Here is a 22,743-nt window from a genome sequence, read left to right as displayed (position 1 = left end):
CCGCGGCGCCCAACGCGGTGCGGGGAAAGCGCTTGTGGCGGAATTGGTAGACGCGCTAGGTTCAGGTCCTAGTGGCTGAAAGGCCGTGGGGGTTCGAGTCCCTCCAAGCGCACCAACACTCCAAGTGTTGGTGAAGGGTAGCAGAAGTATAGTGGGGCCATAGCTCAGCTGGGAGAGCGCTACAATGGCATTGTAGAGGTCAGGAGTTCGATCCTCCTTGGCTCCACCACTTCTGAAGGTTTGGGTAGAGTTTAGGTCTTGTCTATCGGGGTGATGTCTTGTAAAAGGCGCCGCTCCTCAGCGCGGGTGTAGCTCAGTTGGTTAGAGCGCCGGCCTGTCACGCCGGAGGCCGCGGGTTCAAGTCCCGTCACTCGCGCCACTTTGCGGGCGTAGCTCAGGGGTAGAGCACAACCTTGCCAAGGTTGGGGTCGAGGGTTCGAATCCCTTCGCCCGCTCCATTACTGGAGCGACAGTTTCAGGTTCCCGTGGTCTCGTAGCTCAGCGGGAGAGCACTACGTTGACATCGTAGGGGTCACTGGTTCAATCCCAGTCGGGACCACCATTCACGAGGCTCCAAGGCAACCCCTTGGGGCCTCGACCATTTTGGGCCCTGGCAAGAGCCATCTTGCGGAATGGTCGACGCCCGGCAATCCGCCGCATTCCATCCAGCCCGTTGGCCCTGTATTCATGGTGCGCGAAAGCGCGGTCGGGTGCACGGGGCTGGCCAGTGCATGAGCCGCGGCGGGGTGATCGCCGAGGACTTCCCGATGGTCGTGTCCCTCCGGAAACCTGGTGCGGTTTGCAATGACGTGCCCCGGCTTGCGGCCGGGGGGCCGGCTGCCGATAATGCGCCACTTCCAGCTGCCGCCCGTCCGTTCCGGAGACCTCCCGGCGGTCCACAGGAGACGTGCCCCGTGTTCGACCTTTCCGACCTTCGCCGCCTGACCGAGCCCGGTGCTTTCGAGCGGGGCCGGCAATATTGGCGCGACGGCCGCGTCAAGCAGGTCGAGGCGGAACGTGGGGCCGGCGATGACTGGACCGTGACCTCGGCGGTGCGGGGATCGGGGCGTGCGCTTTATCGGCAGGAGATCGTCGTCGAACTCGTCCACGGCGTGCTGCGCGCACTGGACGGCAACTGCGACTGTCCGGTGGGCTACAATTGCAAGCATGTCGTCGCGGCGATGCTGGCCTGGGACGAGCGTTCCCGCAGGCTGCCGCCCGCCCCGCCGGTACGGGCGCCGGCACCGCTGCCGGTGCGGACCGCAGCCGCCGTTCAGCAACAGGCGGCTGCGGCGGACCCCGGACTTTCGGCGCCGGTGCGGGACCTGCTGTCGCGGCTGACGGCGGCGGCCTTGCGCGACGGCGCGGACCGGTATGCCGACACGGTGCGCAAGCGGCTGCTCTATGTGCTGAATGTCGGCGAGCCGCGACCCGGCGAGCGGGGTCTGCTGCTCCGCATCATGTCCGTCACCCTGCGCAAGGACGGCCAGTTCTCCAACGACGACAAATCGTATGATTCCTATCAGTTCAACACCCTGGCCACGGCCAAGTTCGTCACTCCGGCCGACCACGAACTGCTGAAGGCGGTTTCGCGCAACGGACAGACCGTTTCGCAAGGGTTTCTGCTGCCGCCCGACACCGCTCCCTGGCTGATCGAGCGCATGCTGCGCACCGGGCGGCTCTATTGGCAGGATTTCCGCAACGGCGAGCCGCTGCGTCCCGGCGACGCCTTGTCCGGCACGCCGCGCTGGGAGACCGACGGCGCCGGCAACCAGCGCTTCGCCGTCGCGATAGAGCCGGCGTCCGGCGATGCTCCGCCGCCGGTCGTGCTGCCGACCGTGCCGCTGCTCTATGTCGATCCGGCAAAGGCCGCCTGCGGCCCGGTCGAGGCGGCGGCGGTGTCTCCGCACGTCGCGGCCGCGCTGCTGGCGGCCCCGCCGCTGCCGCCGGGGGAGGTCGCCGCCTTCCGGGCCGAAGCGGAGCGGCTCGGCGACCGCCTGCCGGTGCTGCCGGTTCCCCCGGCTCGGGCGGAGCGCCGCCGCGTCCTGCCCCGGCCGGTGCTTCGGCTGGGGGTGGCGCGGCCTGCGGGACTGTATGGCTTCCATCCTTCGGCCTATGGCTACTCGCCTTATGGGATCACGGCAGCTCCGGAAATCGCGGTCGCCGACCTGCAGTTCGACTATGCCGGCACCCGCCTGCATTGGAAGCGGGGCGGGCCGCCGCTGCAATGGATGGAGGACGGCATCCTCGTCACCGCCGAGCGGCGTCCGGCGGAGGAGAAGAAGGCGGTCAAGCGACTGAAGGACGCCGGCCTCGACCTGCCGCCTTTGCCGCTCAGCGTCGGCGGCGGCCCGCTGGTCCGGGATGAGCTGTTCGCCGCGCCCGGCGACGAGTTCGACGAGCGGTCGATCTGGCTGGCCTTCTGCCATTCTGTGCTGCCCGAACTGAAGGCTGCCGGCTGGACCGTCGACGTCGATCCGAAATTTCCCTTCGAGGTTCTGGAGGCGCCGAAGGATTGGGCGTTCGAGGTCGGGGACGGCTCCGGCATCGACTGGTTCAGCCTGTCGCTGGGTGTCGATATCGGCGGGCAGCGGATCGACCTGCTGCCGATCCTGCGCGAGGTGATCGATGCGCTCGCCCGGATCGATCCGTACCTGATCGGTGAGGAATTCCTGGACGACGACGGCCGGGAGAATGACGGGGCGGACGGGGGGACGCCGGGCCTGGAAGCGGTGCTGGAGCAGTTGGCTCCGTCCGGGACGATGTTCGTGCGGATCGACGACAGCCGCTACATCCCGCTGGAGGTGGAGCGGCTGAAGCCGATGATCGGCGTGCTGATGGAGCTGTTCGGCCTGCAGCCCGGCGGCGGGGAACTGCGGATCGGCCGCTCCCATCTGGGCGACCTGTCGGCGCTGGAGGATGCGGCGGCGGCGGCGGGCATTCCGCTGCTGGGCGCCGACGCCGTGCGCGCGATGGCCAGGGCCCTGCGCGAGGCGGGCGGCGTGCCGGCGGTGGCGCCGCCGCAGGGGCTGCACGCCACCCTTCGCCCATACCAGCAGGCGGGGCTCGACTGGCTGCAGTTCCTGGGCGCCCATGGCTTCGGCGGCATCCTGGCCGACGACATGGGGCTGGGGAAGACCCTGCAGGCGCTGGCCCACCTGATGGCGGAGAAGGAGGCGGGTCGGCTCGACCGGCCGAGCCTGCTGATCGCGCCGACCAGCGTGCTCGGCAACTGGCGGGCGGAGGTCCAGCGCTTCGCCCCGACCCTGCGCACGGTGATTCTGCACGGGCCGCAGCGCAAGGAGGCCCATGGGTCGCTGGCCGACCAGGATCTGGTCGTGACCTCCTATGCGCTGCTGCCGCGCGACCGCGAGGTGTTGACGGCCCAGCCCTGGCACATGGCGATCTTCGACGAGGCGCAGTATCTGAAGAACCCCGCCGGCCAGTCCTACAAGGCGGCGCAGGCCCTGGAGGCGCGCCAGCGCCTGTGCCTGACCGGCACCCCGGTGGAGAACAATCTGGACGAGCTGTGGGCGCTGTTCGCGGTCAGCATGCCCTCGCTGTTCGGCGACCGCACCGGCTTCCGCCGGCTCTTCCGCACCCCCATCGAGAAGCATGGCGACGCCGAGCGCCAGCGCGTGCTGGCCCGCCGGGTCCGCCCCTTCCTGCTGCGCCGGACCAAGGAGCAGGTGGCCTCGGAACTGCCGCCGAAGACCGAGATCGTCGAGACGGTGGAGCCTGGCGACAGCCAGCGCGACCTTTATGAGACCATCCGCCTGACCATGGACAGGCGCGTGCGCGAGGAGGTGGCGCGCAAGGGGCTGGCGCGCAGCCACATCACCATCCTCGACGCGCTGCTGAAGCTGCGGCAGGTCTGCTGCGACCCGCGGCTGGTGAAGCTGGAGAGTGCCCGCAAGCGCGTGGCGAAGGGTGCGTCCTCGGCCAAGCTGGACCGGCTTCTGGAGATGCTGCCGGAGCTGCTGGCCGATGGTCGGCGCATCCTGCTGTTCTCGCAGTTCACCTCGATGTTCGACCTGATCCGGCCGGAGCTGGACCGGCTCGCCATCCCCTTCGTCGAGCTGACCGGCGACACCAGGGACCGCGAGACGCCGGTCAGGCGCTTCCAGGCCGGCGAGGTGCCGCTGTTCCTCATCAGCCTGAAGGCCGGCGGCACCGGGCTGAACCTGACCGCCGCTGACACGGTGATCCATTACGACCCGTGGTGGAACCCGGCGGTGGAGGACCAGGCGACCGACCGCGCCCACCGCATCGGCCAGGACAAGCCCGTCTTCGTCTACAAGCTGGTCACCGCCGGCACGGTGGAGGAACGCATGGTCCAGCTTCAGGAGCGCAAGCGCCGGCTGGGCGAAGCGGTCTACGACCAGGACCGGACGGCGGAGGATCTGCTGACCGCCGACGATCTGGATTTCCTGCTGGCGCCGATCGACGGGTGAGGACGGCGGGTGAGGATGCCCGCCGTCAGATCATCGCCAGCGGCTGCTTGCGCTTCGGCGGCGGGAAGGCCCTGTCGATCTCCGCGATGTCCTCCCCGGTCAGGGTCAGCTTGACGGCTACAGCGTTTTGGAGGACGTGCGCCGTGGTTCCGGCCTTGGGAATGGCGATCACGCCCTGCTGGCGCAACGCCCAGGCCAGCGCCACCTGGGCCGGGGTCGTGCCGTGCCGCTTCGCCACCGCCAGCAATGCGGGGGAGCGCAGCAGGCGGCCGCCCTGGCCGATGGGGGAATAGGCCATCACCGGCATGCGCGCAGTGTGCTGGAAGGGCAGCAAATCATATTCGATGCCCCGGTGTTCGGGGTTGTAGAGCACCTGATTGACGGCGCAACCGTGCAGGTCGGTGACCTCCGCCAACTCCTCCAGGTCGTCGACGTCGAAGTTCGACACGCCCCAGCGGGCGATCTTGCCGGCCTCGCGCAGCAGCTCGAACGCCTCGACCGTCTCCTCCAGCGGCACGCCGCCGCGCCAGTGCAGCAGGTAGAGGTCGATGCGGTCGATCTTCAGCCGCTTCAGGCTGCGCTCACAGGCCTTCACCGTGCCGATGCGCGAGGCATTGCTGGGCAGAACCTTGGTGACGATGAACAGCCCGTCGCGCCGGCCGGCGATGGCCTCGCCCACCAGCTCCTCCGAGGCGCCGTCGCCGTACATCTCGGCGGTGTCGATCAGGGTCATGCCGTGGTCGATGCCGGCCCGGATGGCGGCGATCTCCGCGGCACGGTCGCCGCGCCCCTCCGCCATCATCCAGGTGCCCTGGCCGAGAGCCGGAACGTCGGAGCCGTCCGGCAGGGTCACGCGCTTCATCTTCGATCCCTCGTCCGTCATCCCGAAAAACAACAAGCTGGCCCCGCGGGGCCAGCTTGTCCAATGCCTATTCGGTGGGATTTCCGGAAGATGGAAGCGGCTCAGGCCGCCTTCTTCGGCACTCCGGCATGGCCGCCTTCCAGGAAGTTCAGCAGCTCCTCGCGGTAGTCGTAATAGCGCGGGTGCTCCAGCAGGGCCTGCCGGGTGCGCGGGTGGGGGATGTCGACGGTCAGGACATGGCCGATTTTGGCGTTGGGGCCGTTGGTCATCATCACCACCCGGTCGGCCAGCAACAGCGCCTCGTCCACGTCGTGGGTGACACAGACCGCCGTCACCTTGGTGCGCGCCCACACCTCCATCAGCACCTCCTGCAACTCCCAGCGGGTCAGGCTGTCGAGCATACCGAAGGGCTCGTCGAGCAGCAGGAGCTTGGGCGACAGGGCGAAGGCGCGGGCGATGCCGACGCGCTGCTTCATGCCGTTGGACAGCTCCGCCGCCTTCTTGTCCATGCTGTCGCCGAGTCCGACGCGGGCGAGGTAATAGCGGGCGATGTCGGCGCGCTCGCCCTTGTTCGCATGGGGGAAGACGCGGTCGACGCCGAGCATGACGTTTTCATAGGCGGTCAGCCAGGGGAACAGGCTGGGGGCCTGGAACACCACGGCGCGGTCGGGACCGGCGCCGTCCACCTCCTTGCCATCCAGGATGATGCCGCCGCTGGTGATGTCGGCAAGGCCGGCGACCATCGACAGCACGGTGGACTTGCCGCAGCCGGAATGGCCGATCAGCGAGACGAACTCCCCCTTGCGCATCTTCAAATCGAAGCCGTCCACCACGGTCAGCGGCCCCTTCGGCGTGGCGAAGGTCTTGGTCAGGCGGGTGAATTCGAGATAGCGGTCCTCCATACCGCGCCCGCCCATCGCCTCGATATAGGCCTTGGGCGGGGGCGAGGCGGTGATCGGCTTCACGTCGGGCAGGGTGAGGCCGTCATCGCCGCCGGTGCCGCGGGCGACGCCGACTTTCATCAGGTACGCGGTGATCTCGGCGCGCAGGCGCTTGAAATCCTCGTCATGGTTGACGGCGGTGCGGTCGCGCGGGCGTGGCAGATCGACGGTGAAGGCGGGGCCGAGCGTGGCGTTCGGACCGGGGGTCAGCGGGATGATGCGGTCGGCCAGCAGGATCGCCTCGTCCACATCGTTGGTGATGAGGATGACGGTCTTGCGGTCCTTGCGCCAGATCGCCTCGATCTCGTCCTGCAGCTTGGCGCGGGTCAGCGCGTCGAGAGCGGAGAGCGGCTCGTCCAGCAGCAGCATCTCCGGGCTCATGGCCAGCGCGCGGGCGAAGCCGACGCGCTGGCGCATGCCGCCCGACAGCTCCTTCGGCCGGCGGTCGGTGGCGTGGCCGAGGCCGACCGTCTCCACCGCCCGGCGGGTCAGCACGCCGCGCTCGGCCGACGGCTTGGCCTTGTGGACGGCGTCGACGGCCAGCGCGACGTTTTCCTTCACGCTGAGCCAGGGCATCAGCGAATAGGACTGGAAGACCAGACCGCGCTCCGGGCCGGGGCCGGTCACCGGCTTGCCGCGATAGAGCACCTCGCCGGCGTCCGGCATCGCCAGCCCGGCGATCAGGTTGATCAGCGTCGACTTGCCGGAGCCGGAGAAGCCGACGATGGCGACGAACTCGCCCTCTTCGATCGACAGGTCGATGTCGCGCAGCACCTGCGTACCGCCATAGGACTTCGACACACCCTTCAGGTCCAGGATCGCCATGGCTGGTCTCCTTAGCGGGCGGGGCTGTGGCTGACGGCGGATTGCAGCGCCAGCATCACGCGGTCGAGCAGGAAGCCGATCAGGCCGATGGTGAAGACCGCCACCATGATCTTGGCGAGCGAGTTGGAGGAGCCGTTCTGGAACTCGTCCCAGACGAATTTGCCGAGGCCGGGGTTCTGGGCCAGCATCTCCGCGGCGATCAGCACCATCCAGCCCACGCCCAGCGACAGCCGCAGCCCGGTGAAGATGTAGGGCAGGGCCGAGGGCAGGACGAGGCGGCGCACCATGGTGAAGCCGGACAGCTGCAGCACCTTGCCGACATTCATCAGGTCGCGGTCGATGGAGGACACGCCGACCGCCGTGTTGATCAGCGTCGGCCACAGCGAACACAGCGTGACGGTGATGGCGGAGGTCAGGAACGACTTCTCGAACAGCGGGTCGTTGCCCGACACGGTGGCGCTGACCACCATGGTGACCAGCGGCAGCCAGGCCAGCGGCGACACCGGCTTGAAGATCTGGATCAGCGGGTTGATCGCGGCGTTGACGGTCGGCGACAGGCCGCTCGCCACGCCCAGCGGCACCGCCACCAGCGCGCCCAGCAGGAAGCCGGTGAAGACGGTCTTCAGGCTGGTGACGATCTGGTCGAGGTAGGTCGGCTTGCCGGCATAGGGGCGGGTCTTGACCTCCGCCGCCGGGTCCTTCGCCAGGATCTCGGCGTTGCGCTTGGCCTGCCGGTCGTAGAAGGCGGCTTCCTTGGCGCGTTCGGCCTTGTGGTCGGCGTAGAGGTTCGTCGCCTGCTCCCACACCTGGGCCGGGCCGGGGATGGCGCCGAGGCTGGTCTGCACCTGCGGGGCGGCCCAGCCCCAGGCGGCGAGGAACAGCAGGATGGCGGTCAGCGGAATGCCCATCTGGCGCCACAGCTCAAGGCCCTGCTGGCGCGGATTCTCGCCGGCGGCAAGCCGCAGCAGCGGCGCCAGCCAGCCGAGGCCGACGGTGTTCAGGGCGGAGGAGATGCGGTTCAGGGTGTGGGTGCGGCGGGCCTTGCGCTGGGCGCGGGCGAGGTCGGCGGAGGTGTCGGTCAGGCTGGTCATGGCGGGGTGTCCCTTCGGCAAGGTCCCTTCTCCCCCCTGGGGAGAAGGTTAGGATGAGGGGGTTCGGCGCAGCCGAAGAGATCCTCGAAGCGGATCCCCCTCACCCCGACCCTCTCCCCGCTTTCGGCGGACCAGGGGTCCGCCTGTCGCGTCAGCGCAAACTTCGTTTGCGCGTGAGCGGGGGAGAGGGAGGATTGGGCAGGTGGGGGCAATGCTGCTCAGCCCCCAACCACCTGACCGCCCTCGACCTTCTGGTCGCCCTTCAGGCCGATGGGCTGCTTGGCGAGGTAGTCGTTCGGCTTGCGGCCGTCATAGGGGATGCCGTCGATGAAGCCGTTGTCGACCGGCTTGTAGCCGTCGCTCTTCCACGGGAAATCGGCCTCTTTCGACTTGCCTTCCTCGACCAGCAGCTTGGCGGCCTGGAGATAGACGTCGGGCTTGTAGACCTTGCGCGCGGTCTCGTCGTACCAGGCATCCGGCTTGGCCTCGGCGATCTGGCCCCAGCGGCGCATCTGGGTCAGGTACCAGACGGCGTCGGAATAGAAGGGATAGGTGGCGTTGTAGCGGAAGAAGACGTTGAAGTCGGGAACGTCGCGCTTGTCGCCCTTTTCATACTCGAAGGTGCCGGTCATCGAATTGGCGATGACCTTGGCGTCGGCGCCGACATATTCGGGCTTGGCCAGGATCTTCACCGCTTCGGCGCGGTTGGCGTTGTTGTTCTCGTCCAGCCACTGGGCGGCGCGGATCAGCGCCTTGACGACGGCCAGATGGGTCTTGGGGTTTTTCTTTGCCCAGTCGTCGGTGACGCCGAAGACCTTCTCGGGATTGTTCTTCCAGATCTCGGTGTCGGTGATGACGGGGACGCCGATGCCCTTCATCACCGCCTGCTGGTTCCACGGCTCGCCCACGCTGTAGCCGTAGATGGTGCCGGCCTCCAGCGTCGCCGGCATCTGCGGCGGCGGGGTGACGGAGAGAAGCGCGTCGGCGCCGATCTGGCCCGACACGTCGGTCGGGCTGTAGAAGCCGGGGTTGATCCCGCCCGACGCCAGCCAGTAACGCAGCTCGTAATTGTGGGTCGAGACCGGGAAGACCATGCCCATGTTGAAGGGCTTGCCCTCGGCCTTGTACTGGGCGATCACCGGCTTCAGCGCGTCGGCCTTGATCGGGTGGACCGGCTTGCCGTCCGCGCCCTTCGGCACATTGGCCTTCATCTTCTGCCAGACGTCGTTCGACAGCGTGATGCCGTTGCCGTTCAGGTCCATGGAAAAGGCGGTGACGATGTGCGCCTTGGTGCCGAAGCCGATGGTGGCGCCCAGCGGCTGGCCGGCCAGCATGTGGGCGCCGTCCAGCTCGCCGGAGATCACGCGGTCGAGCAGGACCTTCCAGTTCGCCTGCGGCTCCAGCGTCACCGACAGGCCTTCATCCTCGAAGAAGCCCTTTTCGGCGGCGATGGCGAGCGGCGCCATGTCGGTCAGCTTGATGAAGCCGAGCTTCAGCTGGTCCTTCTCCACGTCGAGCGGGGCGGCGATGGCAGAGACGCCTGCGGTCAGGGCGATGACTGCAGCGGCGGATGCGAGAAGGCGGCTAAGGGTGTGGGAGGTTTGGGCCACGTCGGTTGCTCCATCTCTGAAATCCGGACCAGCGGTCGGGTGGGGCGACACCGGTATCGACGATTTTGGGTGTCGATTTTATGGGCAAATCCCGGACTGGCTGTTTTTCGGGCAGATGGTGGTGGAGCACCTTGGCCATCGAAAGCGTCCAGCGGGATCGACCGGAAAAGCCTTGTTGAAAGGCCCGTCGATACCGGGGTCGGCAACACTGCCGGGGCTGGCCCATCATTGGACGCTTGGGATGCACGCACCGTCGTTGGCGCGTCTCTGGCCTCCCTCTTCGCAAGCCTCATGCCAAAGGATGGGTTTTGCCGAAAAATGGGCCGGAGCGGTTGATTCATCTGGCTATGACCCGGCGGAAGGTATGAAGCACCCGGCGGGGTGACCGCACCGTCTGCCGATTTTTGCGGCGCACACAGACCCGCTTGGTCATCCTTTGTGCAAGACCTAAGGATGATCCAAAAACAGGCACCTAGGTATCGGGTGCGGAATGGCGCGGGAAGCCGCGGAATCGCTGGGTTTTTCCCGATACCGTCCGCTTGCGAAGGGATTGGCACGCGGATTGCGAAGGGAGTGGCGAGACAACAGCGGGCGCCAGCAACGTCGCCAGTGCCCGCAACATCGGCCGATCCCACGCGACGACGCGCGGACTCGGCCCTGGTTCGACGACGAACCGCCCGGACAACGGCGTCCGAACAGGTGTGTGCCCGCCTTCGCGATCCACTCGCGGGGCAGGGGCACTGCCCGTTCGGACGCCTTTCTTTTTGGCCCCGTGCCTGACTTTGCAGCAGGCCGGACACGATAGACGAGGCAGACGCGCCATGGACATGCATCTCTCATCGAACAACGGGCCCGCCGTCGAATCCGATGCCGTCGAACTTAACGAGGCAGAACTGCGCAGTGCCGGTCCGGCCAGGGAACGGCTGGTGGTGGTCGGCAACGGCATGGCCGGCATGAAGACGGTGGAAGAGCTGCTGGCCAAGGCGCCGGGCCGCTACGAGGTCACCGTCTTCGGGGCCGAGCCGCATCCGAACTACAACCGCATCATGCTGTCGCCGGTGCTGGCGGGGGAGAAGACCTTCGACCAGATCGTGCTGAACAGCCGCGATTGGTACGACGCCAACGGCATCACCCTGCTGACCGGCGAGCCGGTTGAGGGCATCGACCGCGCGAGCAAGACGGTCGTCTCGCAATCCGGCCGCGTCGTTCCCTATGACAAGCTGCTGATCGCCACCGGCTCCATGCCCTTCATCATTCCGGTGCCGGGATCGACCCTGCCGGGCGTCATCGGCTTCCGCGATCTGGCGGACGTGGACGCCATGCTGGCGGCGGCGGCGAAGGGCGGCCGCGCCGTGGTGATCGGCGGCGGGCTGCTGGGGCTGGAGGCCGCCAACGGGCTGCGGGTCAAGGGGATGGAGGTCACCGTCGTCCATTTGATGCCGACGCTGATGGAACGCCAGCTCGACCCGTCGGCCGGCATGCTGCTGCAGCGCGAGCTGGAGCGCCGGGGCATCGAGGTGCTGACCGGGGCCGATACCGCCGAAATCGTCGGTGAGGACCGGGTCGGCGCGGTGCGGCTGAAGGATGGGCGCGAACTGCCTGCCGACATCGTCGTCATGGCGGTGGGCATCCGCCCCAACATGGCGCTGGGCAAGGCGGCCGGGCTGGACTGCGGGCGCGGCATCCGGGTGGACGACCAGATGCGCACCAGCGATCCGTCGATCTACGCGGTCGGCGAATGCGTCGAGCATCGCGGCGTCACCTGGGGTCTCGTCGCCCCGCTGTTCGAGATGGCGAAGGTGCTGGCCCATGACCTCGCGGGTGGGGAGGGTGCGGCCTACACCGGCTCCGTCACCTCGACCAAGCTGAAGGTCACGGGCGTCGATGTGTTCTCGGCCGGCGATTTCTCGGGAGGGGAGGGGACGGAGGACATCGTGTTCCGCGATGCCGCCCGCGGCATCTACAAGCGGCTGGTGCTGAAGGACGGCAAGCTGCTGGGCGCCGTGCTGTATGGCGACACCAAGGACGGCGCCTGGTACTTCTCGCTGCTGAAGGATGGCGCCGACATCTCGGCCGAGCGCGACACGATGATCTTCGGGCAGGGGTTCGGCAGCGCCGATGCCGGTGACCCGAACGCCGCCATCGCGGCATTGCCCGATTCTGCCGAAATCTGCGGCTGCAACGGCGTCTGCAAGGGCACCATCGTCAAGGCGATCACCGAGAAGGGCCTGACCAGCCTGGACGAGGTGAAGGCGCACACCAAGGCGTCCGCCTCCTGCGGCGGCTGCGCCGGCACGGTGGAGCGGCTGCTGGCGGTGACGCTGGGCGACGGCTTCACCGCGGCGCCGAAGGTCAAGCCGATGTGCAAATGCACCCACCACAGCCATGACGCGGTGCGGGCGGCCATCGTCGAGCGTGGGCTGAAGACCATGGCCGAGGTGTTCCAGGCGATGGAATGGACGACGCCCGACGGCTGCGCCTCCTGCCGGCCGGCGCTGAACTATTACCTGCTGTGTGCGTGGCCGGGCGAGTACCGGGACGACTATCAGTCGCGCTACATCAACGAGCGCGCCCACGCCAACATCCAGAAGGACGGCACCTATTCGGTCGTGCCGCGCATGTGGGGCGGCCTGACCAGTGCCGCCGAGCTGCGCGCCATCGCCGATGTGGTCGACAAGTTCGCCATCCCCACCGTGAAGGTCACCGGCGGCCAGCGCATCGACCTGTTCGGCGTGAAGAAGGAGGATCTGCCGGCGGTCTGGGCGGATCTGAACGCCGCCGGGATGGTATCCGGCCACGCCTATGCCAAGGGGCTGCGCACGGTGAAGACCTGCGTCGGGTCGGAATGGTGCCGCTTCGGCACGCAGGATTCGACCGGGCTGGGCGTGAAGCTGGAGCGGATGACCTGGGGCACCTGGACCCCGCACAAGGTCAAGCTGGCGGTGTCCGGCTGCCCGCGCAATTGCGCCGAGGCCACCATCAAGGATCTGGGCGTGGTGTGCATCGACAGCGGCTATGAGCTGCATGTCGGCGGCAACGGCGGCCTGCATGTCCGGGCCTGCGACCTGCTGGTCCGCGTCGCGACGGAGGAGGAGGTGCTGGAATACACCGGCGCCTTCATGCAGCTCTACCGCGAGGAGGCCCGCTATCTGGAGCGCACCGCGCCCTGGGTGGAGCGGGTCGGCCTCGACCACATCAAGGCGGCGCTGGTCGATGATCCGGAGCGGCGCCGGGCGTTGAACGCGCGCTTCCTGTTCTCGCAGACCTTCTCGCAGGACGACCCGTGGGCGGAGCGTGCCGCCAAGGGCGTCGACCGTCACGAATTCAATCTGCTCGCCGAAGTGGGGTAACCGATCATGGACAGCATCGTTATGGAAACCGTCTGGACCCAGGTCGGCAGCATCGACGACATCCCGGTGCTGGGCTCGCGCGTCGTCCGCACGCCCGATGGCGATATCGCCCTGTTCCGCACGGCGTTGGACGAGGTCTTTGCCCTGGAGGATGCCTGCCCGCACAAGCAGGGACCGTTGTCCCAGGGCATCGTCCATGGCCGCCGCGTCACCTGCCCGCTGCACAACTGGGTGATCGAGCTGGCAACCGGCGAGGCCGTCGCCCCCGACGAGGGCCGCACCGGCCATGTTCCGGTGCGGGTCGAGGGGCGCAGCGTCTCCCTCGCGCTCGGCGAGGCCAAGCTGTCGCGCGGCGGCTGCCGCAAGGCCTGCGGCCATGTTTGACGGAGCGGAGCTTGCCTCCGGCGGACAACGGGAGGTGAAGACCACCTGTCCCTATTGCGGGGTCGGGTGCGGGGTGATCGCGACGGTGAAGGCAAATGGCGCCGTCAGCGTGCGCGGCGATGCCGACCACCCGGCGAACCGGGGGCGGCTCTGCTCCAAGGGATCGGCGCTGGCCGACACGCTGGTGCCGGACGGGCGGCTCCTGCATCCCGAGATCGGGGACAGGCGCGTGTCGTGGGACGAGGCGCTGGACGAGGTGGCCCGCCGCTTTTCGAATACCATCGCCCAGCATGGGCCGGACTCGGTCGCCTTCTACGTCTCCGGCCAGCTGCTGACCGAGGATTACTACGTCGCCAACAAGCTGATGAAGGGCTTCATCGGCTCGGCGAACATCGACACCAACTCGCGGCTCTGCATGGCGTCGTCGGTGGTCGGGCACAAGCGGGGCTTGGGCGCCGACGCGGTGCCGGGGACCTATGAGGATTTCGAGTGCGCCGATCTGGTGGTGCTGGTGGGGTCGAACCTCGCCTGGTGCCATCCGGTTCTGAACCAGCGGCTGCTGGCGGCGCGGGCGGAGCGCGGCACGCGGATCGTCGTGGTCGATCCGCGGCGGACCGATTGCGTCGATGCCGCCGACCGCCATCTGGCGCTGAAGGCCGGCACCGACGTGGTGCTGTTCAACGGGCTGCTGGCTTGGCTGGACAGCCGGGGCCATCGCGATGCCGGCTTCACCGCCGCCCATGCCGAGGGGGTGGAGGAGGCGCTGGCCGCTGCCCGCGCCGATGCGCCGGATGTGGCGACGGTGGCGCGGCGCTGCGGGCTGGACGAGGCGGAGATCGCCGCCTTCTATGCCGAATTCGCGGCGACCGGTCGGGTGGTGACGGTCTATTCGCAAGGCGTCAACCAGTCGTCCCAGGGCAGCGACACCGTCAACACCATCCTGAACGTCCATTTCCTGACCGGGCGCGTCGGCCGGCCGGGCTGCGGTCCCTTCTCCGTCACCGGGCAGCCGAACGCCATGGGCGGCCGCGAGGTCGGCGGGCTGGCGAACCAGCTTGCCGCCCATATGGGCTTCACGGCGGAAGAGGTGGACCGCGTCGGCCGCTTCTGGACCGCGCCGCGGATGGCCGACAAGCCGGGGCTGAAGGCGGTGGACCTGTTCCGCGCCATCGAGGCCGGCACGGTCAAGGCGGTGTGGATCATGGCGACCAACCCCGCCGTCAGCATGCCCGATGCCGGCCGGGTCCGCAGGGCGCTGGAGCGGTGCGAGACGGTGGTGGTCTCCGACTGCATCCGCGACACCGACACCGGCCGCTTCGCCCATATCCGCCTGCCGGCCAAGGGCTGGAGCGAGAAGGACGGCACCGTCACCAACTCCGACCGCACCATCTCGCGCCAGCGCGCTTTCAAGGCGGAGGCTGGGGAAGCGCGGGCGGACTGGTGGATCATGACCCAGGTCGCGCGGCGGATGGGCTTCGCCGACGCTTTTCCGTATGAAAGCGCCGCCGCGGTGTTCCGCGAGCATGCCGCGCTGTCGGCGTTCGAGAATGGCGGTGCGCGCGCCTTCGACATCGGGGCGCTGAGCGGGCTGGACGATGCCGGTTACGACGCGCTGGCGCCCTTTCCCTGGCCCTGGCGCGCTGGCGGCGAGCCGCAGAAGCGGCTGTTCGGCGATGGCCGCTTCTTCACCGCGGACGGGCGCGCCCGGATGCTGGCGGTGACGGCGAAGCCGCTGCCGCGCGCTCTGCCGGACGGCGCCTTGCTGCTGAACTCGGGCCGGTTGCGCGACCAGTGGCACACGATGACGCGGACGGGTCTGTCGGCGCGGCTGTCGGCGCATGCGCCGGAACCTCGGCTGGACATCAACCCGGCGGATGCGGCGGCGCGGGGACTGACCGATGGCGGGCTGGCCCGCATCGCCACGGCGGCGGGGGAGGCGCTGGCGCGGGTGCGCGTCACCGATGCCCAGAGCGAAGGCACCATCTTCCTGCCGATGCATTGGACCGACCGCTTCACCGGCGCCTGCGTCATCGGCCGGCTGATCGACGACGAGGCGGTGGACCCGGTCTCCGGCCAGCCGGATCTGAAGCGGATGCCGGCGACGGTCGAACCATGGCGGCCGGACTGGACCGCCTTCCTGCTGGCCCGCCGGCCGGTGGAGCCCGCCCATGGCGGCTATTGGGCGCGGCGCGCGGTGGGCAGCGGCAATCTGGGCGGGCATCTGGTGGAGATGGCGGGGATGGGGGCGATTCCCGACCTTACGGCGTGGCTGCCCTGCCTCGACCCTGCCGGGGCGGCGGTGGAGTTCCGCGACGAGGCGCGCGGCGGCCTGCGCATGGCCTGGATGGACGGCGACCGGCTGGAGGCCTGCCTGTTCGTCGCCGCCGACGGGCGTTTGCCGCCGCGCGGCTGGCTCGCCGGTCTGCTGGAGGCGGATGGGCTGGACGACGGCGCGCGGGCCGGGCTGCTTGCCGGGCGGGCGCCGGGCGCGCAGGCCGATGAAGGGCGGATCGTCTGCGCCTGCTTCAGCGTCGGCATCAACCGGCTGGTCGGCGCCATCCGCGACCGGCGGCTGACCAGCGTCGCGGAGATCGGTGCGGCATTGAAGGCCGGCACGAATTGTGGTTCCTGCGTGCCTGAACTCAAGGAGGTGCTTCGTCATGCTCACCAGCGCGAAGTGGCGTGATGGTCTCGCGGCGTTGGCGCGCCTCTTGGTCCCGCGGTTCGCGGGTGCTGGCGGCGGTGCCCCCACCTATCCTCCCCCGCTGAGCGGGGGAGGGACTGCCGCCGCTCTCCCGCTCAAGCGCATATCCCCTCCCCCGCCCAGCGGGGGAGGGTCAGGGTGGGGGCAAGTGATTCTCGTCGGCGCTGGCCCCGGCGACCCCGACCTGCTCACCGTTGCGGCGGTCAAGGCGCTCGCCGCCGCCGAGGTCGTGCTCTATGACGCGCTCGTCGGCGACGGCATCCTGGATCTCGCCCATCCGAGGGCCGAGCGCATCTGTGTCGGCAAGCGGTCCGGCCGGCATTCGCTGCCGCAGGGGGAGATCAATGCGCTGATCGCCTTCCATGCCCGGCGTGGCAAGCGCGTCGTCCGCCTGAAGGGCGGCGACCCGATGGTGTTCGGCCGCGCCGGCGAGGAGATCGAGCATCTCGACAGCCTCGGCATTCCGGTGCGCGTCATCCCCGGCATCACCGCGGCGCTTGGCTGTGCCGCCTCCACCGGCCTGTCGCTGACCAGGCGCGGGGTGTCGCGCGCCGTGACCTTCGTCACCGCCCATGGCCGCGACGGTGAGCGGTTCGAGCCCGACTGGGCGCGGCTGGCCGATCCGCAGGGTACGCTGGCGATCTATATGGGCCGTGAACAGGCGCGGTCGGTCGGGCAAGGGCTGACCGGGGCCGGGCTGCCGGCCGACACGCCGGTGCTGGCGGTGGAGAATGGTTGCCGGCCCGACGAGCGGCGTTATTGGACGACGCTCGGCGAGATGGCGGAGCAGGGAGTGGCCGCCGGCAAGGGGCCGACCCTGCTGCTGGTCGGGGAGGCGCTACGTCCGCGTCATGTTGGGGCGGCGGACGCCCTAGCCGGGACGGCGGACCCCATTGATCTCCGCGCGCTTGGCAACCTCGCTCAGCGGCTCGATCACGACTGACATGGTGAAGACGGTGGCGTGCAGCAGCTTCGTCCCGTCCACCATCAGCCCGACATGGCCGGGGAAGAAGACGATATCTCCCCGTTGATACTCCACATCGCGGCCATCGTCGGACACCCACGACCCCAGCCGGTCGTCCTTGCGCTGCATCCCACTGCTGTGGTGGGAGACCACCCCGGCCGCCGCCATGGCGGTCAGCACCAGCCCGGAACAGTCGATGCCGAAGCTGCTGCGCCCGCCCCAGACATAGGGCGTCTCCAGAAAGCGCAGGGCGGTGGCGATGTGGTCGGCCGCCGGGGCGGCGTCCGCCGGCTCCAGCCATCCCGCGAACAGCCACAGCCCGTCGTCGGTGCCGACCCAGCCGTTTTCGGCCCGGCCATCCAGCGTCACCAGCGACCCGAAGCTGAGCGTTGCCACCGGCGGCGCCTTATGCGTCGGTCCGGGGTGCAGGTCGGCGCGCAAGGCCCGCACGCGGTGGGTGGGGGCGACCGGCTCGGCATGCCGGGTGCCCGGCGGCAGCCAGCCGGCATGGCCGTCGAAGGCATTCTCCGCCCGCAGCCAGCCGTCCCGCTCCTCCAGAATGCGGAAACGCTCGCCGCGGATCATCTCGCTGGTCTGGGGGACGCCGTTTTGCGGCTCCTCCAGCAGGACGGCGTGCGGGGCGGTCAGTTGGCGGATGGTCATGGGTGCGGGCCGGATATGGGAAAACCGGCTGCGACCTTAACGCCGCTGCCGAGGTGGCGCGAGGGATAAAGCGCATCCGTCATTTCAACGGCCATTCCGTGATTCCGCCGGAAATCTCGACCGCGCCCGGCGCATTGCCCGGTTCTGCCCGGCCGCATCCGCCGACACCTTTTGTGTGCGAGCCAATCGCCAACACACAAGGCTGAACAGAGGAGCGGGAGAGATGGCAACGATGAAGGTTCTGGTTCTGGGTGCCGGCAAGATCGGGTCGATGATCGGCACGCTGCTGTCCGAGACCGAAGATTTCGCCGTCACCATCGGCGACCGGGACGAGGCGCTGCTGTCCCGCGCCGAGCGTGCCGGGCTGCGGGTGACGCGCGTCGATGTGGAGGATCCGTCTTCGCTGCGTGCCGCCATGGCCGGCCAGCATGCGGTGCTGAGCGCCTGCCCCTTCACCCTGACCCCGGCCATCGCCACTGCCGCCGTCGCGGCCGGCGCCCATTACCTCGACCTGACCGAGGATGTCGCCGCCACCCGCAAGGTGAAGCTGCTGGCGGAGACCGCCGACACCGCGCTGATCCCGCAATGCGGTCTGGCGCCGGGCTTCATCTCCATCGTCGGGCATGACCTCGCCCGCCGCTTCGACGAGCTGCACAACCTGCATCTGCGCGTCGGCGCCCTGCCGCAATACCCGACCAACGCCCTGAAATACAATCTGACCTGGAGCACCGACGGGCTGATCAACGAGTACTGCAACCCGTGCGAGGCCATCATCGACGGCCGTCAGCACGAGGTGATGCCGCTGGAGGGCGACGAGCGCTTTGCGCTGGACGGCGTCGATTACGAGGCGTTCAACACCTCGGGCGGGCTGGGCTCCTTGTGCGAGACGCTGGCCGGCAAGGTGCGGAACCTCGATTACAAGACGGTGCGTTATCCCGGCCACCGCGACATCGTCCGCCTGCTGATCCGCGACCTGCGGCTGGGCGAGCGGCGCCACCTGCTGAAGGACGTGCTGGAAACCGCGGTGCCGCTGACCCTGCAGGACGTGGTTCTGGTGCTGGCGACCGCCACCGGCATGCAGGAGGGCGAATTGCGGCAGGAGACCTTCGCCACCAAGATCTACAGCAAGCCCATCGCCGGCCGCAGCTGGAGCGCCATCCAGGTCACCACCGCCGCCGGCATCTGCGCCGTGCTGGACCTGCTGCGCGAGGGCTCCATCCCGCAGGCGGGCTTCATCCGGCAGGAACAGGTGCCGCTGGACGCCTTTCTGAACAACCGCTTCGGCCGGCATTACAGGGGGTGAGCGGGAGAGGGGATCTTTCCGTCCCCCGGCGGGCTGATGATCAGCAGCGTGTCCTGCGCCTGGATGATGTAGCGGTTGCGCTCGGTGAAGGGGATGTTGCGGCCATGGCTGTGGACCTGCACCACCATGCCGCCGGTGATCTCCGCCATGGTCCGGCCGACCTCGTCCGCTTCCGCCCGCCGCTCGCTCAGCACCATCTTGCCGCCGGCCGACATCAGGTCGCACAGGAAGGGGGTGGCGTGGCTCGTCTCCACCGCGTCGGCCATCAGATAGCCGCCGATCCTGGGCGGCGACACCACCAGATCGGCGCCGCTGAGGTTGGCGAGCTTGATGTTCTCCTCCTGCTTGATGCTGGCGACGATCTTGGTGGCGGCGGACAGGTGGCGCACCGTCAGGACCACCAGGATGGTGGTGTCGTCGCGCCCGGTGCTGACGATCACCGCCTTGGCCTTGCCGACGCAGGCCTTGATCAGCGTGTCCTCGCTGGTGGCGTCGCCCAGCAGGCCGACGAAACCGGCTTCGGCCGCCAGATGGATGCGGTCCTCCGAATCGTCGATGACGACGACGCGGTCGGCGGGATGGCCCTTCGCGACGGTTTCCTGTGCGGCGATGAACCCGCTGTGCCCGAAGCCGCACAGCACGATGTGGTCTTGCAACTGCTTCTGAATGCGGCTCAAGCGGAATTCCTCCACGATCCTCTGCACCACCAACTCGTAGGCGGTGCCGAGGAAGATGAACCAGATGAAGATGCGGATCGGCGTGACGGCGAAGGCGTCGATCAGGCGGGCGGTGTGGCTGACCGGCACGATGTCGCCATAGCCGACGGTGGTCACCGTGATCATGGCGAAATAGAGGATGTCCGGAAAGCTGATGTGATCGTCCAGATTGTCCCTCAGCCCGTCGCGGTCGAACCAGAACACCGCGATGACCAGCGTGAGCAGCACGATGACGATGCCGATGCGCACCAGCAGCGTCTTTTCCGCCGACAGGCCGGAACGGACATGGAGCAGCCGACCCTTGCGTAGGGAAGGTTTCGCCCGGCGCCTGTCCTGAAGCCGCCGCTCTGCCGGTTTGTCCATCGACCGTCCGTCCGGGTCTGTCGCGTTCACGTCCACTGTCTGAACGCGCCAGACCGCATTTCGGCCGCGAGGATCCCGCCTTCAATCGGCGAAGGCGGGTCGTCCCGTGGCATCACCGTCGCGGCGATGGACTGCACCGATCCTGCGGAGAGCCGCGGCCCCGTGACCGTTCCATCGGAACCGCTCGAGGGCTTACCCCACCGCCGCCATCGACGCCGCCGAATCGGCCGTCCGCGTGGTGCCGTAGCGGCGGATCATGGCGGCGCAGAACTCGGCGAACTCCTCCGCCACCTGGGGCGGGCTGGTGTGGTGGGGTTCGACGCCGCGGTGTTCGGGGGTGAAACAGAAGGTGACGGTCACGTCGAAATCGGCCAGCGCCTCCATCTGGCGGTCGAACCAGTCGAGCGCGTTGGGGCGGAAGCTGTCGGCCCAGGACAGGCCGGTGCGCAGGTGCCGCACTCCCAGCCGCTTCAGCCAGGCCACCGCGTCATCCAGCCGGTGATCCTCGTAATGGAACCACTGGCAGATGCCCATCTGCCCGGCATAGGGGGCGAAGGCCTCCACCGCCGGTTTCGGCATGCCGTCGGCGCGCAGCAGCCCCATGTGGAAGTGGCGATAGTAGGACGACCCTTCCGCCTCCTTGTGGCGGGTGGTGGCCTCCCAATGGCTGGGCAGGTCGTACAGGCTGTACCAGTGGATGCGCGGCACCTTGCCGATCAGCAGTTCGGCGGTGCGCTTGACGCCCCAGGCCTGGACCTCCTCGGCGCCGAAGGAGGACACGCCGGCCTCAGTCACCCAGACCGGCTTGTCGGTGACGGCGCGGATCTCGTCGATCTTGTTCGGCCAGTCGTGGATCTGCCAGAGATTCCAGTCGAGCGGGAAGCCGTGGACCGCCACCACGTCCACCTCGTCGAGCACGCCGCGCTCGTCGAGCCGGCGGACGAAGGACGGGTCGATGGGAGACATGCCGCCCAGCACGCGGGTGATGGTGGAATTCTCCGCCCGGATCGCCTGTCCGGCCAGGATTGTCATGCGGGCGAACAGGTCCCATTCGGGGTCGAGGTTGGGATCCCAGTGCGACTTGTTGTTCGGCTCGTTCCAGATCTTGGCGGCTTCGATCATCCCACGGTCCCTTTCTTCACGGCGTCTTCTTTCGGCTGGGCGGGATAGACCGCCCCCGCCTCCGTCGGGCGGTCGACCCGGCGGCAGACATAGACCTCGCGTTCCGGATGCTCGGTGATGGCGAAGCCGGCGCTGCGCAGCATCGCCTCGGCACAGGCCGCGTTCGGCGCCCACCAGTTGGTCCAGTCGCGGGCGTAGTCGTGTTCGATGAAATGCAGCTTCGGATAGCCGGGATCGTCGAAGTGATCCTGTTCGAAGAAGTCGTAATCCGTGCGCACCGGCGCCACCTCGGCCGAGCCGCGCTGCATCGACTGGAAGATCATCAGATCCCTGGCGACATGGTCGTGGATCAGGTCCAGTGCCAGCAGCGGGTGGCGCAGGTGATAGAGCACGCCCATGAACAGCACGACGTCGAAGCTTTCGCCGAGCTTGGCGACGTCATAGACCGACATCTTGTGGAATTCGATGTCCTGGCCGGTCACCTCGGCGGCGAATTTGGCCTGGGCCAGATAGCGGTCGTCGAAGTCGATGGCGACCACCCGGTCGGCGCCGCGGCGCTTCATCTCGATGGAGTAGAAGCCGCCGTTGCAGCCGATGTCGAGGACGGTGCGGCCGGTCAGATCCTTCGGCACCGCATGCTCGAAGCGCTTCCACTTCACGTTCGGATAGTCGTTGAGGAAGTGGTCGGGCGCCGTGCGCACGCCGTTGAGGTCGATGTTGTGGAACCAGTCGCCGAGTTCTGCGACGCGTTCGCGGATCTGGTCGGCCGTCAGGCTCGTCATGCCGCACCCTCGTTGATGCTGTGGACCTTCAGCCCCCAATCGCCGGCGATCAGAACGCTGCGGGAGGCCGGGCTGATTTCGAATCGTCCGTAAAAGTCGAGCGGCAGGCCCATGGCGTGGGCCAGCGCCGCCTTGATGATGTCGCCATGGCTGACCAGCGCCAGCGTGCCGCCGGGATGGGCGCGGCGCAGCCGGTCGAGCAATGCTGCGATCCGGGTTTGCGCCTCCGCCATCGACTCTCCTGGAGTCTCACCGGGAGTGGGGCGGGCATGGCTGCGCGCCCGGTTCCACAGGTCCCAGGCGGGGTCGCTATGCAGCTCCTCGAACCGCTTGCCGCTCCAGGCGCCGAGGTCGAGTTCGTTCAGCGCCGGTTCGATGGTCAGGGGGAGGCCCTGCCGCTCCGCGATGGGGGTGGCGGTCTCGACGGCGCGTTCCAGCGGGCTGGACAGTACGGCGGTCAGGCGCTGTGACGACAGGCGGTCGGCCAGCGACTCGGCCTCCACCAAGCCTTGGGCGCTCAGCGTCACTCCGGCCATGCGGCCGCACAGGACCGAGCCCAGCCGGTCGTGCGAACCGTGGCGCACCAGGATGAAGATGGTTTCCATGCCG

15 protein-coding genes and 5 tRNA genes are annotated in these 22,743 nt (G+C 68.4%); 11 read left to right on the top strand and 9 right to left on the bottom strand.

Annotation, left to right across the window (positions count from 1 at the left end):
- Window positions 1-28 precede the first annotated feature (28 nt).
- The 6 genes from AZOLI_RS28785 to AZOLI_RS28760 all read left to right on the top strand — a co-directional run bounded on the left by AZOLI_RS28785 (window position 29) and on the right by AZOLI_RS28760 (window position 4,454).
- Window positions 29-115: transfer RNA gene (locus AZOLI_RS28785), tRNA-Leu, on the top strand.
- A gap of 38 nt (window positions 116-153) precedes the next feature.
- Window positions 154-229 (top strand) — tRNA-Ala (locus AZOLI_RS28780).
- A 73-nt stretch (window positions 230-302) separates the two neighbouring features.
- Window positions 303-379 (top strand) — tRNA-Asp (locus AZOLI_RS28775).
- A gap of 4 nt (window positions 380-383) precedes the next feature.
- A tRNA-Gly gene (locus AZOLI_RS28770) sits at window positions 384-458 on the top strand.
- A 29-nt stretch (window positions 459-487) separates the two neighbouring features.
- Window positions 488-562 (top strand) — tRNA-Val (locus tag AZOLI_RS28765).
- A 352-nt stretch (window positions 563-914) separates the two neighbouring features.
- A complete protein-coding gene (locus AZOLI_RS28760; RefSeq protein ID WP_014250180.1) occupies window positions 915-4,454 on the top strand; it encodes a DEAD/DEAH box helicase in 3,540 nt (1,179 codons plus the stop codon).
- 25 nt (window positions 4,455-4,479) lie between these two features.
- On the opposite strand, the gene AZOLI_RS28755 is transcribed toward AZOLI_RS28760, so the two are convergent.
- From AZOLI_RS28755 to AZOLI_RS28740, 4 genes are all read right to left on the bottom strand, one after another.
- Window positions 4,480-5,316, bottom strand: coding sequence for an aldo/keto reductase (locus tag AZOLI_RS28755; RefSeq protein WP_014250179.1), 837 nt, complete (start codon window positions 5,314-5,316; stop codon window positions 4,480-4,482).
- Window positions 5,317-5,417: 101 nt separating this feature from the next.
- Window positions 5,418-7,082, bottom strand: a complete 1,665-nt coding sequence (locus AZOLI_RS28750) for an ABC transporter ATP-binding protein (RefSeq protein WP_014250178.1) — start codon at window positions 7,080-7,082, stop codon at window positions 5,418-5,420.
- Between the two features lie 11 nt (window positions 7,083-7,093).
- Window positions 7,094-8,173: an ABC transporter permease gene (locus AZOLI_RS28745; protein ID WP_014250177.1), complete on the bottom strand. Its 1,080-nt coding sequence runs from the start codon at window positions 8,171-8,173 to the stop codon at window positions 7,094-7,096.
- A gap of 218 nt (window positions 8,174-8,391) precedes the next feature.
- The gene (locus AZOLI_RS28740) at window positions 8,392-9,783 is read right to left on the bottom strand and encodes a CmpA/NrtA family ABC transporter substrate-binding protein (RefSeq protein ID WP_014250175.1); all 1,392 of its coding nucleotides are present in this window, start codon (window positions 9,781-9,783) and stop codon (window positions 8,392-8,394) included.
- Window positions 9,784-10,604: 821 nt separating this feature from the next.
- Between AZOLI_RS28740 and nirB the strand changes: the two genes are divergently transcribed.
- From nirB to cobA, 4 genes are all read left to right on the top strand, one after another.
- Window positions 10,605-13,133, top strand: coding sequence for a nitrite reductase large subunit NirB (nirB, locus tag AZOLI_RS28735; RefSeq protein ID WP_014250174.1), 2,529 nt, complete (start codon window positions 10,605-10,607; stop codon window positions 13,131-13,133).
- 21 nt (window positions 13,134-13,154) lie between these two features.
- Window positions 13,155-13,517 (top strand): nitrite reductase small subunit NirD, encoded by a 363-nt coding sequence (gene nirD / locus AZOLI_RS28730; protein WP_065814249.1) that lies wholly within the window; start codon window positions 13,155-13,157, stop codon window positions 13,515-13,517.
- Window positions 13,510-16,203, top strand: a complete 2,694-nt coding sequence (locus tag AZOLI_RS28725; protein ID WP_014250172.1) for a nitrate reductase — start codon at window positions 13,510-13,512, stop codon at window positions 16,201-16,203. The genes nirD and AZOLI_RS28725 overlap by 8 nt, the downstream gene beginning before the upstream one ends.
- 166 nt (window positions 16,204-16,369) lie before the next feature.
- The gene (gene cobA / locus AZOLI_RS28720) at window positions 16,370-17,164 is read left to right on the top strand and encodes a uroporphyrinogen-III C-methyltransferase (protein ID WP_014250171.1); all 795 of its coding nucleotides are present in this window, start codon (window positions 16,370-16,372) and stop codon (window positions 17,162-17,164) included.
- On the opposite strand, the gene AZOLI_RS28715 is transcribed toward cobA, so the two are convergent.
- Window positions 17,093-17,848 carry a C40 family peptidase gene (locus tag AZOLI_RS28715; protein WP_014250170.1) on the bottom strand — a complete coding sequence of 252 codons (756 nt, stop codon included), beginning with the start codon at window positions 17,846-17,848 and terminating at the stop codon, window positions 17,093-17,095. The genes cobA and AZOLI_RS28715 overlap by 72 nt on opposite strands.
- Before the next feature lie 223 nt (window positions 17,849-18,071).
- Here AZOLI_RS28715 and AZOLI_RS28710 point away from each other — a divergent pair, with 223 nt between their 5' ends.
- Window positions 18,072-19,151, top strand: a complete 1,080-nt coding sequence (locus tag AZOLI_RS28710; protein WP_081506035.1) for a saccharopine dehydrogenase family protein — start codon at window positions 18,072-18,074, stop codon at window positions 19,149-19,151.
- Here the strand turns inward: AZOLI_RS28710 and AZOLI_RS28705 are convergent.
- The 4 genes from AZOLI_RS28705 to AZOLI_RS28690 all read right to left on the bottom strand — a co-directional run bounded on the left by AZOLI_RS28705 (window position 19,139) and on the right by AZOLI_RS28690 (window position 22,739).
- On the bottom strand, window positions 19,139-20,230 hold the full coding sequence (locus AZOLI_RS28705; RefSeq protein WP_014250168.1) for a potassium channel family protein: 1,092 nt from the start codon (window positions 20,228-20,230) through the stop codon (window positions 19,139-19,141). The two genes, AZOLI_RS28710 and AZOLI_RS28705, sit on opposite strands and share 13 nt — an antisense overlap.
- 192 nt (window positions 20,231-20,422) lie before the next feature.
- Window positions 20,423-21,352, bottom strand: coding sequence for a beta-xylosidase (locus tag AZOLI_RS28700; protein ID WP_014250167.1), 930 nt, complete (start codon window positions 21,350-21,352; stop codon window positions 20,423-20,425).
- Window positions 21,349-22,134: a TIGR04290 family methyltransferase gene (locus AZOLI_RS28695; protein WP_014250166.1), complete on the bottom strand. Its 786-nt coding sequence runs from the start codon at window positions 22,132-22,134 to the stop codon at window positions 21,349-21,351. Before AZOLI_RS28695 ends, AZOLI_RS28700 begins: the two co-directional genes overlap by 4 nt.
- Window positions 22,131-22,739: a histidine phosphatase family protein gene (locus tag AZOLI_RS28690; protein WP_014250165.1), complete on the bottom strand. Its 609-nt coding sequence runs from the start codon at window positions 22,737-22,739 to the stop codon at window positions 22,131-22,133. The genes AZOLI_RS28695 and AZOLI_RS28690 overlap by 4 nt, the downstream gene beginning before the upstream one ends.
- Window positions 22,740-22,743 lie beyond the last annotated feature (4 nt).

The organism is Azospirillum lipoferum 4B (assembly GCF_000283655.1).
Lineage (GTDB): Bacteria > Pseudomonadota > Alphaproteobacteria > Azospirillales > Azospirillaceae > Azospirillum > Azospirillum lipoferum_C.
Note: the sequence above shows the minus strand (reverse complement) of the source record. Positions and strands in the feature narration are given on the sequence as shown.

Coding starts and splice junctions, on each gene's coding strand:
- AZOLI_RS28755 (WP_014250179.1), bottom strand. CDS start 5,316: ATGAAGCGCGTGACCCTGCCGGACGGCTCCGACGTTCCGGCTCTCGGC.
- AZOLI_RS28750 (WP_014250178.1), bottom strand. CDS start 7,082: ATGGCGATCCTGGACCTGAAGGGTGTGTCGAAGTCCTATGGCGGTACG.
- AZOLI_RS28745 (WP_014250177.1), bottom strand. CDS start 8,173: ATGACCAGCCTGACCGACACCTCCGCCGACCTCGCCCGCGCCCAGCGC.
- nirB (WP_014250174.1), top strand. CDS start 10,605: ATGGACATGCATCTCTCATCGAACAACGGGCCCGCCGTCGAATCCGAT.
- nirD (WP_065814249.1), top strand. CDS start 13,155: ATGGAAACCGTCTGGACCCAGGTCGGCAGCATCGACGACATCCCGGTG.
- AZOLI_RS28725 (WP_014250172.1), top strand. CDS start 13,510: ATGTTTGACGGAGCGGAGCTTGCCTCCGGCGGACAACGGGAGGTGAAG.
- AZOLI_RS28715 (WP_014250170.1), bottom strand. CDS start 17,848: ATGACCATCCGCCAACTGACCGCCCCGCACGCCGTCCTGCTGGAGGAG.
- AZOLI_RS28710 (WP_081506035.1), top strand. CDS start 18,072: ATGGCAACGATGAAGGTTCTGGTTCTGGGTGCCGGCAAGATCGGGTCG.
- AZOLI_RS28705 (WP_014250168.1), bottom strand. CDS start 20,230: ATGGACAAACCGGCAGAGCGGCGGCTTCAGGACAGGCGCCGGGCGAAA.
- AZOLI_RS28700 (WP_014250167.1), bottom strand. CDS start 21,352: ATGATCGAAGCCGCCAAGATCTGGAACGAGCCGAACAACAAGTCGCAC.
- AZOLI_RS28695 (WP_014250166.1), bottom strand. CDS start 22,134: ATGACGAGCCTGACGGCCGACCAGATCCGCGAACGCGTCGCAGAACTC.
- AZOLI_RS28690 (WP_014250165.1), bottom strand. CDS start 22,739: ATGGAAACCATCTTCATCCTGGTGCGCCACGGTTCGCACGACCGGCTG.